A 16,203-nucleotide genomic window follows, 5' to 3' on the forward strand; every position below is an offset into this window, starting at 1 on the left:
GTGAAAAAGTTTCTTTCCCTGCTCAAGTCCGGCTGGTTCATCGCGCTGGTCGGCCTGCTGCTGCTGTCGCTGCTGATCTGGCTCGGTGGCCCCTACCTCGGCATCGGCGACAGCCAGCCGCTGGCCAGCCCGGTGACGCGGCTGGTGGTGATCATCGTGCTGCTGGCGGTGTGGGTGGTGGCGCTGCAGATCCAGCAGATGCGCCTGCGCAGCAAGACCGCGCAGATGTCCGGCGACATCGCCGGGCAGGACGCCGGCGCGGCCGCGGCCGGCGCCGGCGACGACCGCAGTGCCGGCGAGCGCGCCCAGCTCGCCACGCGTTTCCAGGAGGCGGTGGACACGCTGCGTAAAGCCAAGCACGGCGGCGGCAATCTCTACACGCTGCCGTGGTACGTGGTGATCGGTCCGCCGGGCTCGGGCAAGAGCACGCTGCTGCAGAATTCCGGACTCAACTTCCCGCTGTCGGACCGCTTCGGCAAGCAGGCGCTGCGCGGCATCGGCGGCACCCGCAACTGTGACTGGTGGTTCACCGACGAGGCGGTTTTTCTCGACACCGCCGGGCGCTACACCACCCAGGATTCGGACAAGAACGCCGACGCCTCGGCCTGGGCCGAGTTCCTCAAGCTGCTGCGCCGCTACCGCAAGCGCCGGCCGATCAACGGCGTGGTCATTGCGATGAGCATGTCCGACCTGCTGGTGCTGGACGACAACGCGCGCTACGAGCACGTGCAGGCGGTGCGCCGTCGCCTCGACGAGCTGGCCGAGCACCTGCGCATCGGCGTGCCCGTTTACCTGGTACTGACCAAGTGCGATCTGATCGCCGGCTTCAGCGAGTTCTTCGACGATCTCAATCCGGAGCTGCGCAGCCAAGTCTGGGGCATGTCGTTCCCGGTCAACAAGACCATGGACGGCACCGCGGCCAAGGCGTTCGCCGACGAGTTCCAGATCCTGCTGGACCGGCTCAACACGCGCGTGCTCGATCGCCTGCACGCCGAGAACGACCGCAGCCGCCGTGCGGCGATCCTGTCGTTCCCGCAGCAGCTCGGTGCCTTGCGCGACGTGGCGCGGCAGTTCGTGGAGGGCGTGTTCGCGCCCAATCCCTACGCCAGCCAGCCGCTGTTGCGCGGCGTGTATCTCACCTCGGGCACGCAGGAAGGCGCGCCGATCGACCGCATGATGAGCGCGGTGGCGCGCACCTTCGGCGTGGACGCGGCGAAGGTGCAGGCCAAGGGCGCGCAGCAGCGCACGTTCTTCGTCGAGCGGCTGCTCAAGGACGTGCTGTTCAAGGAGTCGGGCTTCGCCGGCACCAACCCGAAGCTGGAGCGGCAGAAGATCCTGCTGCAGGCGGCCTCGTATGCCGGCGTGCTGCTGGCCACGGCGCTGCTGTTCGTCGGCATGGCCACCAGCTATGGCCGCAACCGCAGCTACCTGGGCAAGGTGCAGCAGGCGCTGGCCGGCTATCCGGTGAAGAACGACCTGGCCGCGGCGACCACCCAGAAAGCGTATTTCGCGATGGCGCTGGAGCGGCTCGAAGCGTTGTCCGGCGTGCAGGACGTGGCGCAGCAGTACCAGGGCCACGTGCCGTGGCTGATGCGCTTCGGTTTGTATCAAGGCAAGGCGGTGGGCGGCGAAGTGCACGACGCCTACCTGCGCGAACTCAACGGCATCCTGCTGCCGGGCGTAGCCTCGCAGTTCCGCTCGGGCCTCACCGGCAACGCCAGCGATCCGCAGGCGCTGTACTACTACCTCAAGGGCTACCTGATGCTGGGCGAGCCCAAGCACCAGGACCCCGCCCAGCTGGAGGCGCTGACCACCATCGAGTGGCGCAAGGTGTTCCCCGGCGACGACGTGCTGCAGACGGCCGCCGCCAAGCACTTCCACGCGCTGGTCAATGAGCCTGGCCGCATGCGTGCGATCAGCCTGGACAATGGCCTGGTGGAACAGGCGCGCGCCACGTTGCGCACCGCCGACCTCTCGGCGCTGGTCTACGGCAGCCTCAAGCTGTCGGCCGATGCCGGCGAGTCATCGCCGCTGCAGCTGGACAAGGCGCTGGGCCTGCTCGGCAACGTGTTCCGCCGCCGCAGCGGCACCTCGCTGTCCACGCCGTTGCCGGCGCTGTTCACCCAGCCGGTGTTCGCGCAGGAAGTGAGCAAGGGCATCGAGCAGGCGGTGACCGATTTCACCAAGGACGACTGGGTATTCGGCGCCAGCACGATCGACGCGATCGGCAAGGCGCGGCTGCAGCAACAGGTGCTGGCGCTGTACCAGACCGACTACATCAAGACCTGGGACGATCTGCTGGCCGACCTCGAGCTGCAGCCGATCGCCAGCATCCAGGACGCCAGCGCGATCGCCGCCAAGCTGTCCGGCCCCAGCTCGCCGCTGAAGGCCCTGCTCGGCGTGGTGCGCGACAACACCCACGACCTGCTGCGCGCGCCGCCGGAAGACGGCGCCGACAAGGCGCTGGACGCGGCGAAGAAGGCGGCCGAGAAGAAGGCCACACAGAGCGCGCTCAGTCGCGCGCTGGCCGCTGCAGCCGGTTCGACGCCTGCCGCGACGACAGAGAAGCCGGGCGATGCGATCAGCGCGCACTTCGACACGCTCAACAAGCTCAGCGAAGGCGCGCCCGGCGCGGCGCCGATCGACCAGACGCTGGGCGTGCTCGATCAGCTCAGCAAGACGCTGCTGACCATGACCGATTTCAGCAGCGGCGCCGGCCAGCCCAATCCGCAGCTGCTGCTGGCACAGCAGGCCGCGGCGCAGCTGCCGCCGCCGGTGTCCGGCTGGGTCGCCGCGCTCACCGGCAAGAGCCAGGCGCTGTTGGCCAGCGGCACCAAGGGCGCGCTGGATGACCAGTTCCAGCAGGCCGTGGCGAAGGACTGCGCCGACTTCACCCGGGGCCGCTACCCGTTCGCGCCCAACGGCAAGTCGGAGATCCCGCTGCAGAACTTTGCCGAGCTGTTCGGCTACGGCGGCCAGTTCGACGCGTTCTACAAGCAGACGCTGGAGAAGCTGGTCGACGCCAGCGGCCGCAACTGGCAGTGGAAGACCGGCCCCGGCGCGGTCAGCGGCTCGCCCGGCATACTGGCGCAGATGCAACTGGCCGACTCGATCAAGCAGATGTACTTCCGCAATGGCAGCGCCACGCCGGAGGTGGATTTCACCTGGCAGGCGCCGCAGCTCGATGCGGGCATCGGCAAGCTGGTGATCAACGTCGAAGGCCAGAAGTACGAGTACACGCCCGGCGGCGCCATGAGTGCGGCGATGAAATGGCCCGGCCCGCAGCCAGGCCAGGTTTCGTTCACCGCCTACGACACGGCGGGCAACCTGATCAGCAGCGTCGATTACCAGGGCGACTGGGCGTTCTTCCGTGCGCTGCAGGCGGCCGGGCTCACGCGCCAGTCGGACCTGCGCTTCGCCGCCTCGCTGAACTTCGGCGGGCACGTGGCAAGGCTCACGCTGCAGGCCAACAACCTGAAGAACCCGTTCCTCAATACCGACGTGCAGCGCTTCCGGTGCGGAGGCTGAGCGATGCCGAATCCAACAGGGGGGATTCCGGCATCCGTGGGCTTCTTCGGCAAGCTGCCGGGAGCGGGTGACTTCGTGCAGCGGCGGCTGCCGGCGGATTTCGTGGAGCGCTGGGACCGCCACTTCGAACACGCCGTGGCGGCGAGCCGCGAGCGCCTCGGCGAACGCTGGCACGACGCGTGGTACGCCAGCCCGGCCTGGCGCTTCGTGCTGGCGCCGGGCGTGTGCGCCGACACCGCCTGGGCCGGCGTGATGGCACCGGCGTCCGACCGCGTCGGACGCTGCTTTCCGATGGTGATGGCCGCGCCGCTGGGCGCCGAACGCGCGGCCGTGGCACACACGCTGCGCGAAGCGCAACGCTGGTTCGACGCGCTGGAGCATGCCCACGCCGAGGCGCGCTATCACGGTTCGGCGGCCGAGGCGTTCGATGCGCGGCTGGCCAGCCTGCCCGGTCCGCTGGAGGTGCTGCGCAGCGATCCGGCCGCCGCCCTGCAGGGCATCGACTGGCGCACCTCCGCGCACTGGCGCATGCCGCTGCGCGTGCACGGCCACGATGAGGCCTTCCTGGAGACGCTGTGGCAGCAGGTCGCCACCGCCGGGCCCGCATGGTGCCTGTGGTGGACGCACGGCGCCGGCGCGGTGCCGGCCAGCGCCATGCTGACCCAGGGCCTGCCCGCGCCGGCCAGCTATGCGGCGTTTCTGGATGCCGGGCACGCCGACGACAGCTGGCGTTCGCTGCGATCCTTCGGTGCGCCGGCGCCTGCCGCCGCGCCCGCGCCAGCTGCGGCACCGCCCTCGCCGGTCGCGCCGCCCGCGCCTGTGGCAGCGCCGGAGCCGGTGCGGGTGCCCGCCGCGCCAGCGGTCGCGCCGACGCCGCTTCCCGACGATCTCTCCGCCTTGCTTGAGGGCATCGGTACCCCGGCACCACCGGTTCCCGACGACATCACGGTGCCGGGCTTCGGTCGCGCCGCGCCCGCAGCGGCCACTCCGGCGCCGGCCGCGGTATCAGAGCCCGCATCAGCCCCCGCCGCGCGCGCAGCGCCGGTCTCGGTGAGTCCGCCTGCTGCTGCGGCGGCGGCGACACCAGCGATGCACACGGTGTATCGCAGTCCCGAAGGCGCGCTGACCGTACTGGCCGCCGATGACGGTGCGCACGATCCGCGCTGCCGCGGCGCCGCCACGGCGCAGGCGGTGGCGGCCGCGATGCAACCGGGCGACTTCTCCGGTGGCATGCAGAAGCTGCGCGAGCGGCTGCTGGCCCGCCACGGGGCGCTGCAGGCGACCAGCGAGGATCTGATCGATCCGGTGATGGAAGACGCGGCGGTGATCGCGCTGCACACCACCGGCCGCTGGGCGGCGTTGCTGCGTATCGGCACCGGCGAGGCGTGGCAGTGGCGACGCGGCCAGATGCGCCCGGTGTTCGCCGGCGAGAGCGCGTCGGCGTCGGCCGGCGTCGACACGCTGCTGACCAACCGTCGTGGGGCGGTGGCCGTGGGCCTGGGCGGTGCCGGCGAGCCGCAGTGCGACGACATCGTGTGCGCGGTGGAGCCGGGCGATCGCTTCCTGCTGCTGTCCACGCGCCGGCTGATGGCGCTGGACCCGGCGCTGCTGGCGCAGGCGCTGGCGTTACCCGACTGCGACAGCGCCCGCGCGCGCATCGCCCACGCCTGCGCGCTGGGCACCGATCCCTCGCCGTGGCCGCTGGCCGTCATCGAGATCGCGTCATGACGAACTCCTACGTTTCGGCTGGCCTCAGCGTCACCGGCAAGGTGCGCCGGCACAACGAGGACGCGATCCTCGTGCGCGACGACCTCGGACTGTGGGTGGTAGCCGACGGCATGGGCGGCCATTCGGCCGGCGACTATGCCAGCGCGCTGATCGTCGACCGCCTCGGTGCGCTCACCCGCAGCGGCAGCGTGTTCGATTTCATCGAGGCGATCGAGGACGCGCTGGTGCAGGTCAACACCGACCTGGTCACCACGGCCAACACCCGCGGGGTGGACATCATCGGCTCCACCGTGGTGCTGCTGGTGCACCACAAGGACTTCATGCTCTGCGGCTGGGTCGGCGACAGCCGCGCCTACTGCGTGGAAAACGGCCGCCTCGAACAGGTCAGCGCCGACCACGTGCACGGCATGAAGGACGACGTGACCCAGTTCGGCGGCCTGCCGGCGCAGCCGCAGGCGGGCGCCGGCGTGCTCACCCGCGCGATCGGCGCCGAAGACCAGCTCTTCGTCGACTGGCAGATCGCCGGCTGCCGCGCCGGCATGCAGTTCGTGCTGTGTTCCGACGGCATCAACAAGGAAATGTCCGATGTCGAGATGGAGGCGCAGTGCCGCCCGCACGACCCGCCGCAGACGGTGCTGAACAACCTGCTCGGCATCGCGCTGGGCCGGGCAGCACGCGACAACGTTTCCGCCGTCGTCGTGCGGCTCCAGGATTGATCAAGACCCCTCATTCATGAATTTTCTCAACGAACTCATTGCCGCCTACCAGGCCGACAAGCTGCAGCTCTCGACCCTGCTCGACGTGCTTGCCTCGCGCGGTGCGCAGCCCGAATCGATCCATCGCGAGGAAGCGGCGCTGGTGCAGCGGCTGGGCGACGAAGGCAGCCTGTCGAGCGAAGCGGTCGAGGCGCTGCTCGCGCGGCTGCGCTCGCTGCAGGGCAGCACCTCCCGCCCGGCGGTGGCCGACGGCGACGCCACCGTGATCCAGCCGTCCGCCGCGGGTTCCCGCGCGGCGCCGGACGACGCCACCGTGGTGCAGGCCGGCGGCCCGCCGCCGATCGCCGCGGGTGACGACGATGCCACCGTGGTGCAGCCGGCCTCGGTGTCCCGCGCCGGCCCCGACGATGAAGCGACCATGGTCAAGCCCGCCGCGCCGCCGCGCCGCGGCGATGCGCAGGCCACCAGCGTGACCGGCACGCAGGGCGCCACCGGCACGGGGACCAGCAGCAGCTTCAACACGGACAGCTGGCAGCAGATGGCCGACGCCGAGGGCGGCGACTACGCCAGCGTCGGCAGCGTGCTGAAGGGCCGCTTCCATCTGGAGAAGGAGATCGGCCGCGGCGGCATGGGCGTGGTGTTCCTGGCCCGCGACGAGCGCAAGGTGGAAGCGCGCGACCGCGATCCGTACGTCGCGGTGAAGGTGCTCAACGACGAATTCCGCCGCCATCCCGATTCGCTGATCGCCCTGCAGCGCGAATCGCGCCGCTCGCAGTCGCTGGCGCACGACAACATCGTGCGCGTGTACGACTTCGACAAGGATCGCACCATCGTCTTCATGACGATGGAGTACGTCGACGGCTCCGACCTCAAGCAGCTGATCCGCGAGAAGGCCTACAACGGCATGCCGCTGGCCAAGGCGCGGCCGCTGATCGAGGGCATGGCCTGGGCGCTCAAGCGCGCGCATGCCTCCGGCGTGGTGCATTCGGACTTCAAGCCCGGCAACGTCATGGTCACCCGCGACGGCGTGCCGAAGGTGTTCGACTTCGGCATCGCGCGCGCCGGCAAGCACATGGGCGACCAGGTCGGCGAGCAGACCGTGTTCGACGCCGGCACGCTCGGCGCGCTCACCCCGGCCTACGCCAGCCTGGAGATGATCCAGGGCAAGGAACCCACGCCCAGCGACGACATCTACGCGCTGGGTTGCGTGGCGTTCGAGCTGCTCACCGGCAAGCACCCGTTCGACAAGGTCAGCGCCGAAGTGGCGATGAAGGAGGGGCGCAAGCCGCCGCCGGTGCCCGGCCTGACCAAGCGGCAGTACCAGACGCTGTGCGACGCCGTCGCCTTCAACGGCGACAAGCGGTTGAAGAGCGCCGCCGACCTGGTCGAGGGCCTGCGCGAGGTGAGCCTGCGCGAGCGCGTGGGGCCGTACGTGGTGTTCGGTTCGATCGGCCTGGTGATCGTGGTGGCCGGCGGCTGGGGCTTGCGTCACTACCTGCACCAGCGCGACGTGAACGAGGTGATCGCGCGCTTCCAGCTGTCCGATCCGCAGCACTACGCCAACGAAGACCAGGCCGTCAGCGCGCTGGGCACGCTCGGCGACGACGAGCGCACGCGGCTGGTGATCGACCAGGGCGAGCTGATCCAGTCGTTCCTGCTCGACCGCATCGACAGTTACTGGAACCCGTCGCGGCAGCGCTACGATTACGCCAGGGCGCAGCATGTGTTCCAGCTGCGCGACCAGCTCAAGCTGTATTCGCCCAAGCTCGACCTCAAGCGCGGCGCGATCGAGCAGGAGCGCAACGATCTGCTCAACCAGCTCGACACGCGGCTGGCGCAGCGCATCGATGCGGGAGCGATCTTCACCGACCAGCCGGACAACGCGGTGGCGATCCTCGCCACCATCCGCGCGATCGATCCGACCAGCAGCCTGCTGAAGAATGCCGAGCTCGAGCTCAAGTACGACGTCGCGATCGGCAATGCGCTGGCGGCCCACGACACCGCGCAGGCGGGAGACCAGCTGAAGCAGGCGCTGGCGGTGTTCCCCGACTCCATCCGCCTCAAGCAGCGCGCGGCGCAATTGGCCGCGGCCAGCCAGAGTGCGGCGGCCAGCACCTCGGCGGTGGCGTCGGCGGCAGGCCAGAGCGTGCCGCAGGCGCATCAGGCGCTGGCCGCGTTGGTGGCCCGGCCCACGCTGGATGCCGAGTGGCAGGCCGGCGTGACCCGCGCCATGACCACGCTCGCCGGCGACCACGGCGCCCAGACGCAGCAGCAGGTGTCCGCGCTGGCGACGGCCATCGCGGCGCAGGTCGCCACGCAGAGCGATCCACTGCAACTGCCGCAGGCGCAGGAGGCGGTGGCGCTGGGGTTGAAATACGCGCCGGCCTCCGCGCCGCTGCTGGCCCAGCGCGATCGCCTGGACGGCCTGCAGAAGGCTGTGCAGGCACGGCTGGATCAGGAAAGCGCGGCAGCGGAAGTCACCGCGCGCATCGAGTCGATGAAGCGCGCCGCCGCGGCCAACGACGTGGCCAAGGCGCAGGAGGCGCTGGCGCGCATCCGCACGCTGCAGCCGGACAGCGATTTCCTCAAGCAGGACGGTCCGAAGCTGCTGGCTGACGCCTATCTCGGCCAGGCCGCCGCCGCGGTGCAGCGCGGGCGCTACGCGTCCGCGTCGGACGCGCTGGCGCGGGCGATCAAGGCGTTGGGCAACCGCGACGACCTGCGCCAGGCGAAGGCGCGCTACGACGTGCTCGCCGACATCATGAAAGCGCGCACGCAGGGCGCTTCGGCTGCCGACCTGGCGCGCATGCGCCAGCAGCTGACGACGGCGCGCAAGGACGATCCGAACGCACTCGCCCAGCTCGAGTCGGCGATGAAACTGCGCGGGCAGCTGCCGCAGGGCAAGCTGGCCGACCTGCTCGACAGCCTCAAGCCCGGCGAAGCGGCGACCGCGACTCCGGTCTCCGCTGCCCCCGGCACCACGCCCGCCGCGCCGGCCCCTTCGGCTGCCACGGAGGCGCAGGCGCCGAACACCTCCGGCACGCCGGCTGGCACGCGCCCGGCGGCGGGAGCGGCGAAGGCGCCGGTTGCGGCCGGGCAGCCGGGCCCCGTTGCCGGTGCCACGGCAACGGCGGTCGGTGGTGCCGATCCCTGCGGCGACCCGGCGCTGGTGGGCAAGGGGCGCATCTGCGCCGATCAGATAGCCGGCAAGCGCGGGCCCGCGCTGGTGGTGGTGCCGGGACTGGGCGGCGGGCGTCCCTACGCGCTGTCGCGCGCCGAGGTCAGCGTGAGCGACTTCAACCGCTACTGCACCACCACGCACCAATGCACGCCCAAGGCGGTGGAAGACCGTCTCTCCGGCAGCCTGCCGGTCACCAACATTTCCCTCGCGCAGGCGAAGGCGTATGCCGCGTGGCTCAGCCAGTCCAGCGGCTTCACCTACCGGCTGCCGACCGATGCCGAATGGCTGGCGGCCGCGCGCGCCGGCGGCGGCTGGAAGCAGGCCGCGGACAGCAACTGCGTGCCGCCGACCGCCGCTGCGGACGACGGCTCGGGCGCGCCGATCTCCTCGCTGGGACGCAGCCCCAATCCGTGGGGCCTGGTGAATCTCACCGGCAACGTGTGGGAGTGGGTGGTCAGCGGCGGCGCGGTCTCCGTGCGTGGCGCCAGCTTCACCAGCTACTGGTCCGACTGCACGGTCGACGCGCACCGGGCCGACGGCGGCAACGCCCAGAACGACGTCGGCCTGCGCCTGCTGAGGGAACTCAAATGAACGAGCGCGAGCGCCGTGCCAACCAGAGCCTGCGGACGCTGGACGAAGCGCACCGCAACGGACGCATCACCCGCGAGGACTATCGCGCGCGGCGCCGCGCCCTGCTCGGCAGCCTGTGCGACAGCGACGGCATCACTGCGCGCAACGCGCTGACGCCGGCCGCCGCCGCTGCACCGCCCCGCGGCGGCGATGCGAAGCGCATGGCGGCGCCGACGGCGGACATGGCCAGCGCGCTGTTTCCGGATCGTCGGCGGCTGGTCTGGCGGCTGGGGCTGATGGCTTTTGCGGGGCTCGGCCTGTGTGCGCTGCTGCTCTACGCGCTGCTGCTGGCGGGCCACGGCTGAAGCACCGATCGCAACCGGGCGTGACCAGTTTTGTGACGTAGTTACGCATTACAGGGGGAGTGCTGGGATCTTGAGCGCGTCGGCAATCGGCGGCGCAGTCAGACCGGTGGGGCAAGGGGGCGACATCCGGCATCGGCACAGCCGATCCCGGGGTGGTCGGCCGAACATCGAAGGGGATACGCGTCGTGCGGATGGCTTCTCTGGCAGCAGCCCTGGCGTTGGCATTGACCAACAGCCAGGCGTGGGCGCAGGACGTTCCGGCGGCAGCAGCGCCCGGCGACGGCGCGACGGCGGCTGCGGCCGCACCGTCGCAACAGATCCTGGTAAGCGGCGTACCCGCCGGCAGCGATGCCGCGACGGTGCAGGGCATTGTGCAGGCGGGCTACGCGCAGGCTATGGCCGCCGCGGGTCACCCTGCTGCGTTGACCCAGGCGCAGCTGCAGGCGGCCGCCGATGCCATCACCACGGCGCTGAAGGCCGCCGGCTATCCCGATGCGCATGCCTACCTGCCCGAGCAGGTGCTGGCCTTCACCGTGCACGACGCGCCCGCGCCCGCCGTGGCGCAGGCGCCTGCCGCCGCGGAACCGCCCGCGCCGGCAGCGAAACCGCCGCTGCCGGACAACGTGGTGCCGCCGGTGCGCGACCGCGGCGCAGCCTCCGCCCAGACGCTGGCGGTGCGGGGCTTTCGCATCCAGGGCGTGGGCGATCATCCCGATGCCGGCATCACGCCGGCCAGCATGCAGGCGCTGGCCGATGCGCAGCTGAAGAAGCTGGGCGGCGGCGCCACGCCCGCGCAGCTGGACTTCGCCCAGCTGCAGCAGGTGGCCGATGCGATGACCGACACCTACCGCAAGGCGGGCTTCATCTTCGGCACCGCGTTCCTGCCCGCGCAGACCGTGGGCAACGACCATGTGGTGGAGATCCGCGTGCTCGAGGGCACGCTCGGCCGGGTGATCGTCAAGGGCAACAAGCGCTACCGTGCCAGCGCGATCGCCGCGCCGGTGCTGCCGCTCAAGGGCAAGGTGCTGCGCAAGGGCGACGTGGACACGGCGCTGCTGTATGCGCGCGAGTTGCCGGGCGTGTCGGTGAGCTCCACCTTCCAGCCTGGCGAGAAGACCGGCCAGACCGACCTGTTGATGGTGGCCAACGAGGCCAAGCGCCCGTACACCATCACCACCGGCGCCAACAATTACGGCACCGAGCTCACCGGCCGCTACCGGGCGCAGTTGGGCGTCACCTGGAACAGTCCGCTGGGCATCGGCGACAGCTTCACCGCCAACGTCGACTACGCGATGGATCCGCGCAACAACGTCTACGGCGCGCTGGCCTACCGCGTGCCGACCGTGGCGGTGCCGGGCCTGAGCGGCGTGATCGGTGCCACACGCAGCGAACTGCAGCTGTCCAACGGCACCTTCGCCGCGCTGGACGTGAAGGGACCGAGTTCGTCGCAGTACGCCGGCGCGGACTGGAAATTCGTCAACACCGATACGCTGCAGATGCAGGCCTCGCTGCACTACATCCGCGAACGCTCCAAGCTCACCAGCATCGGCATTCCGCTCTCGGACGAGCGCTTCGACGTGGCCGAGCTGGCCTGGGCGATGAACCGCACCGACCAGAAACTGCACGGCATCGACCTGCTGCAGGTGAGCGTGCGCAAGTCGATCGCCGACCGCTCGGTCGGCCCGGACCTGGTCAGCCCGAACCACGCGAGCAGCTTCCTCAGCACGCGGCTGTCGTACACGCGCCTGCAGTTCCTCACCAAGTCGCAGCGCGCGTATTTCAAGCTGGGCGGGCAGTGGACGAACGACGCGCTGGCGCCGCTGGAGCAGTTCGTGATCGGTGGACCGGACAGCGTGCGCGCCTACTCGATCGCCGACGGCCTGACCGATCGCGGCTACTACGCCTCGCTGGAATACCACGTGGACGCGCCGGGCTTCGGCGACAAGGTCTCGCCGTTCTATGCGCGTCCGTGGCGTGAGTTGCTGGAGCTGGAAGCCTTCGTCGACTACGCCCGCGGCTTGCCGGCCGGCGCTGATCGCGCCGATTCCAGCGCCATCACCTTCAAGGGCGTGGGCGCGGGACTGATCTTCCGCCTGCCGCGCTTCCACCGCTTCGAGTTCCATCTGGACGGCTCGGTGCCGATCGGCGGACCGGATGCCTCGGACAAGAAGGGCTACCACATCTATTCGCGCTTCGGCTTCACGTTCTAGAGCCTGGTCATGGTCTCTACGCCTCCCGCGTTCTCATCGAGTGGTCGCCAGTGCGTGGTGCGGGGCGCCGGGCCGGCGGGTGATCGGTTCGAACCGCGTGCTGCCGCATGGCGGCCGCTCGATGACAACCCGCAGGGCCGGGCCTGTTTGCCAGCATGCCGGCGTCATCCATCAGTCGTGGACGGACGTCCACTCCCTCCTTCTTCCTTGGCCCGCGCGCAAACAGTTTCCTGCGCGGGGGACTTGGAGACCACGAACACGCTCTAGCAGGCGACGACCATGCACAAGCACTCCGACGCAACGCCGGGCACCTCCCGCATGACGACCCGCCCAGGCGCATCGCTGCCTAGGCGCAAGGCGCTGCCGCTCTACCTGGCCATGGCGCTGGCCGCCGGCTCCGCGCTGGCGCCGGCGGCGCATGCGTCCAGCGTGGTTCCCGGCGGGATCAATACCGGCACGGTGTCGGTCGGCGCGCTGACCTCGCCGACCGGCGGCACGGTGGTCGGCGGCATCGGCTCGATCAGCCAGGACGGCAGCACCACCGTCATCAACCAGATCTCCAACAAGCTCGCGCTGGACTGGCTCACCTTCAACGTCGGCAAGGACGCCACGGTGCTGTTCAAGCAGCCCTCGTTCACCGCGGTGGCGCTGAACCGCATCCTCGACCAGAACCCCAGCCAGATCTTCGGCCGCATCAACTCCAACGGCCAGGTGTTCCTGATCAACACCCACGGCATCATCTTCGGCTCCACCGCGCAGGTGAACGTGGGCGGCCTGGTGGCCAGCACGCTGGACCTCACGCCTACCGACTTCCTCGCCAGCCACTTCAACCTCGACGCGCACGGCGGCATGGCCGGCGTGGTCAACCACGGCACCATCGCGGCGGCCAGCGGCGGCTCGGTGAGCCTGCTCGGCGGCAGCGTGGCCAACGACGGCCTGATCCTGGCCAACTACGGCAACATCAACCTCGATGGCGCCGACAAGGCCGTGCTCGACTTCGACGGCAACGGCCTGATCAACATCCAGGTCACCGGCGAGCTCAAGCAGCGCCTGGACGCCAACGCCGCCGTGAGCAACAGCGGCACGCTGCAGGCCGACGGCGGCACCGTGGTGCTGCAGGCGTCGGCAGCGAAGGACCTGTTCACCGACGTGGTGAACAATGCCGGCGTGATCACCGCCGGCGGCATCAGCACCGACGGCGGCACGGTGCGGCTGGTGGCATCCGGCGGCAACACGATCAGCAGCGGCAGCATCGATGTCTCCGGCGTGCATGGCGGCAGTGCGCAGGTGCTGTCCGATGCCAACGTCGGCGTCACCGGCAAGATCGACGCTTCCGGCACGCAGGGCGGCGGCAGCATCCGCGTCGGCGGCGGTTGGCAGGGCGGCGAAGGGCTGACCACCGCCAACGTCACCTACCTCGGCCCGGACGCGGTGCTCGACGCGGACGCCACGCAGTCGGGCCACGGCGGCTCGGTGGTGCTGTGGGGCAACCAGGGCAACAACTTCTACGGCAGCATCAGCGCACGCGGCGGTGCGTCGGGCGGCGACGGTGGCCGGGTGGAGACCTCGTCCCACTATGGCCTGAATGTGCAAGGGCGCGTCGATGCATCGGCCTCCGCGGGCACAGCCGGCAACTGGTTGATCGATCCGTACAACGTGACCATCCAGAGCGGCGCCGGCACGCTCACCTCGCCGTTCACGGCGACGGCGGACTCGAACATCCAGGTAAGCGCGCTCAACAATGCGCTCACCGGCACCAATGTCACGGTCTTCACCGGCAGCTCCGGCACCAGCAACGGCGACATCACCGTCAATGCGTCGATCCAGCCGACCGCGGGCGACAACTCGCTCTATCTGGAAGCAGCAGGCGGCATCTACGTCAACAGCAACATCACCGCCAATGCGTCCCATACGCTCAATCTGTACCTGTGGTCGAACTATGGTGGCGCCGCAGCCGGAACGAGCTACGTCAGCAACGCCGCATGCGCCGTCGGCGTGAGCTGCGTGGTGGCCGTGGGCGATACCGGCAATGCCGCGATCGCCACCAATGGCGGGCTCGTCGACATCCGCACGGGAACGGGCGGCGGCGCCTTCACGCTGGGCAACGGAAGCAAGACCGGTTCGATCAATACTGCTGGCGGTGCGCTGACGGTGCAGGCCACCGGTATCAGCCAGCTCGCGGGTTCGAACACGATCGCCGCAGGCGCGGCCACACTCGACGCCGGTGCCGGCGCCATATCGCTGGGCAACGCCGGCAACAATTTTTCCGGCACGGTGAGCCTCGCCAACAGCGGCGCCAACAACGTGACGTTGAGCAACGGCACGCATGCGCTGGATCTGGGCGCCTCGACGGTGGGCAGTGGCACGCTGAGCGTGTCGGCCACCGGTATCAGCCAGTCCGGGGCGATCGTGCAGGCGGCCTCGGCCGGCGCGGCCTCGTTCAACGCTGGCGCCGGTGACATCTCTCTAGGCAACACCGGCAACAACTTCACCGGCACGGTGAGCCTCGCCAACAGCGGCGCCAACAACGTGGTGCTGGACAACGGCACGCACGCGCTGGATCTGGGCGCTTCGACGGTGGGCAGCGGCACGCTGAGCGTGTCGGCCACCGGCATCACCCAGTCCGGGGCGATCGTGCAGGCAGCCTCGGCCGGCGCGGCCTCGTTCAACGCCGGCGCCGGTGCGATCTCTCTAGGCAACACCGGCAACAACTTCACTGGCACGGTGAGTCTCGCCAACAGCGGCGCCAACAACGTAGTGCTGGACAACGGCACGCACGCACTGGACCTGGGTGCCTCGACGGTGGGCAGCGGCACGCTGAGCGTGTCGGCCACCGGTATCAGCCAGTCCGGGGCGATCGTGCAGGCAGCCTCGGCCGGCGCGGCCTCGTTCAACGCTGGCGCCGGCGCTATAGCGCTGGGCAACGCCGGCAACAACTTCACCGGCACGGTGAGCCTCGCCAACAGCGGCGCCAACAACGTGGTGCTGGACAACGGCACGCATGCGCTGGACCTGGGCGCCTCGACGGTGGGCAGCGGCACGCTGAGTGTGTCGGCCACCGGTATCACCCAGTCCGGCGCGATCGTGCAGGCGGCGGGCGCGGGCGCCGTGGCGCTGGATGCCGGTGCCGCGGCGCTGGTGCTCGGCGGCAGCAATGATTTCAGCGGTGCCGTCACCGCCTCGGGCACGGCGATCACGCTCAACGACACCACGGGGCTGGACCTCGCCGGACTGACCTCGGCGGCCAACAATGCCGTCACGGTGAGTGCAGGCGGACCACTGACCCTGGGCGCCGGCATTACCACCATCAATACCGGTACGGCCGATCTCAGCCTGTCCTCCGGCGGCGCGCTCGCCATCGGCGCCACTCTGGCTGGCACCAACATCGCGCTCACCGGCACCACCGGCCTCACGCTCGGCAACGACGTGACGGCTACCGGCACGCTCAACCTCACCAGTAGCTCGGGCGGCATCGCCCAGACCGCCGGCATCCTCACGGTGGGCGGCACCACCGACGTACAGGCCGGCAGCGGTTCGATCACGCTGGGCCAGCTCAACGTCTTCAGTGGTGCCGTGAGCCTGGGCACGACCGGTGCCGGCAACGCGAGCATCGTCAACGGCAGCGGCGTGCTGACGCTGGGGACGGTGGCTGTGGGCGGTGACCTCGACGTCGCCTCATCGGGCGGCATCGGCCTGGCCACCGACATCACCACGGGCGGCGCGCAGACCTACCACGACGCCGTGACACTGGGTGCGGACTTGACCCTGGCAAGCAGCGGTGCCGGCGCGATCGGCTTCGGTTCGACGGTGGACGGCGCCCATGCGCTGAGCGTGAACACCGCCGGCACCACCGGCTTTGGCGGCGCCGTGGGTGGCACCACCGCGTTGACCAGCCTGACCACGGA

At 70.1% G+C, this 16,203-nt stretch carries 7 protein-coding genes; all 7 read left to right on the plus strand.

Annotated features, from left to right (window positions below; translation table 11 throughout):
• On the plus strand, nt 1-3,528 hold the full coding sequence (tssM, locus tag ISP17_RS06965; RefSeq protein WP_404631359.1) for a type VI secretion system membrane subunit TssM: 3,528 nt from the start codon (nt 1-3) through the stop codon (nt 3,526-3,528).
• 3 nt (nt 3,529-3,531) lie between these two features.
• Nucleotides 3,532-5,256: a type VI secretion system-associated protein TagF gene (gene tagF / locus ISP17_RS06970; RefSeq protein ID WP_404631361.1), complete on the plus strand. Its 1,725-nt coding sequence runs from the start codon at nt 3,532-3,534 to the stop codon at nt 5,254-5,256.
• Nucleotides 5,253-5,972 carry a PP2C family protein-serine/threonine phosphatase gene (locus ISP17_RS06975; RefSeq protein WP_404631363.1) on the plus strand — a complete coding sequence of 240 codons (720 nt, stop codon included), beginning with the start codon at nt 5,253-5,255 and terminating at the stop codon, nt 5,970-5,972. The genes tagF and ISP17_RS06975 overlap by 4 nt, the downstream gene beginning before the upstream one ends.
• 16 nt (nt 5,973-5,988) lie before the next feature.
• Entirely contained in the window at nt 5,989-9,744 is a 3,756-nt protein-coding gene (locus ISP17_RS06980) for a protein kinase domain-containing protein (protein ID WP_404631365.1), read from the plus strand.
• On the plus strand, nt 9,741-10,088 hold the full coding sequence (locus ISP17_RS06985) for a hypothetical protein (RefSeq protein WP_404631367.1): 348 nt from the start codon (nt 9,741-9,743) through the stop codon (nt 10,086-10,088). The genes ISP17_RS06980 and ISP17_RS06985 overlap by 4 nt, the downstream gene beginning before the upstream one ends.
• A gap of 191 nt (nt 10,089-10,279) precedes the next feature.
• Nucleotides 10,280-12,298 carry a ShlB/FhaC/HecB family hemolysin secretion/activation protein gene (locus ISP17_RS06990; protein ID WP_404631467.1) on the plus strand — a complete coding sequence of 673 codons (2,019 nt, stop codon included), beginning with the start codon at nt 10,280-10,282 and terminating at the stop codon, nt 12,296-12,298.
• Between the two features lie 318 nt (nt 12,299-12,616).
• Nucleotides 12,617-16,203, plus strand: a 3,587-nt coding sequence (locus ISP17_RS06995) for a beta strand repeat-containing protein (RefSeq protein ID WP_404631369.1), incomplete at its 3' end; no start/stop codon positions are given.

The organism is Dyella ginsengisoli, assembly GCF_044904665.1.
GTDB lineage: Bacteria > Pseudomonadota > Gammaproteobacteria > Xanthomonadales > Rhodanobacteraceae > Dyella_A > Dyella_A ginsengisoli.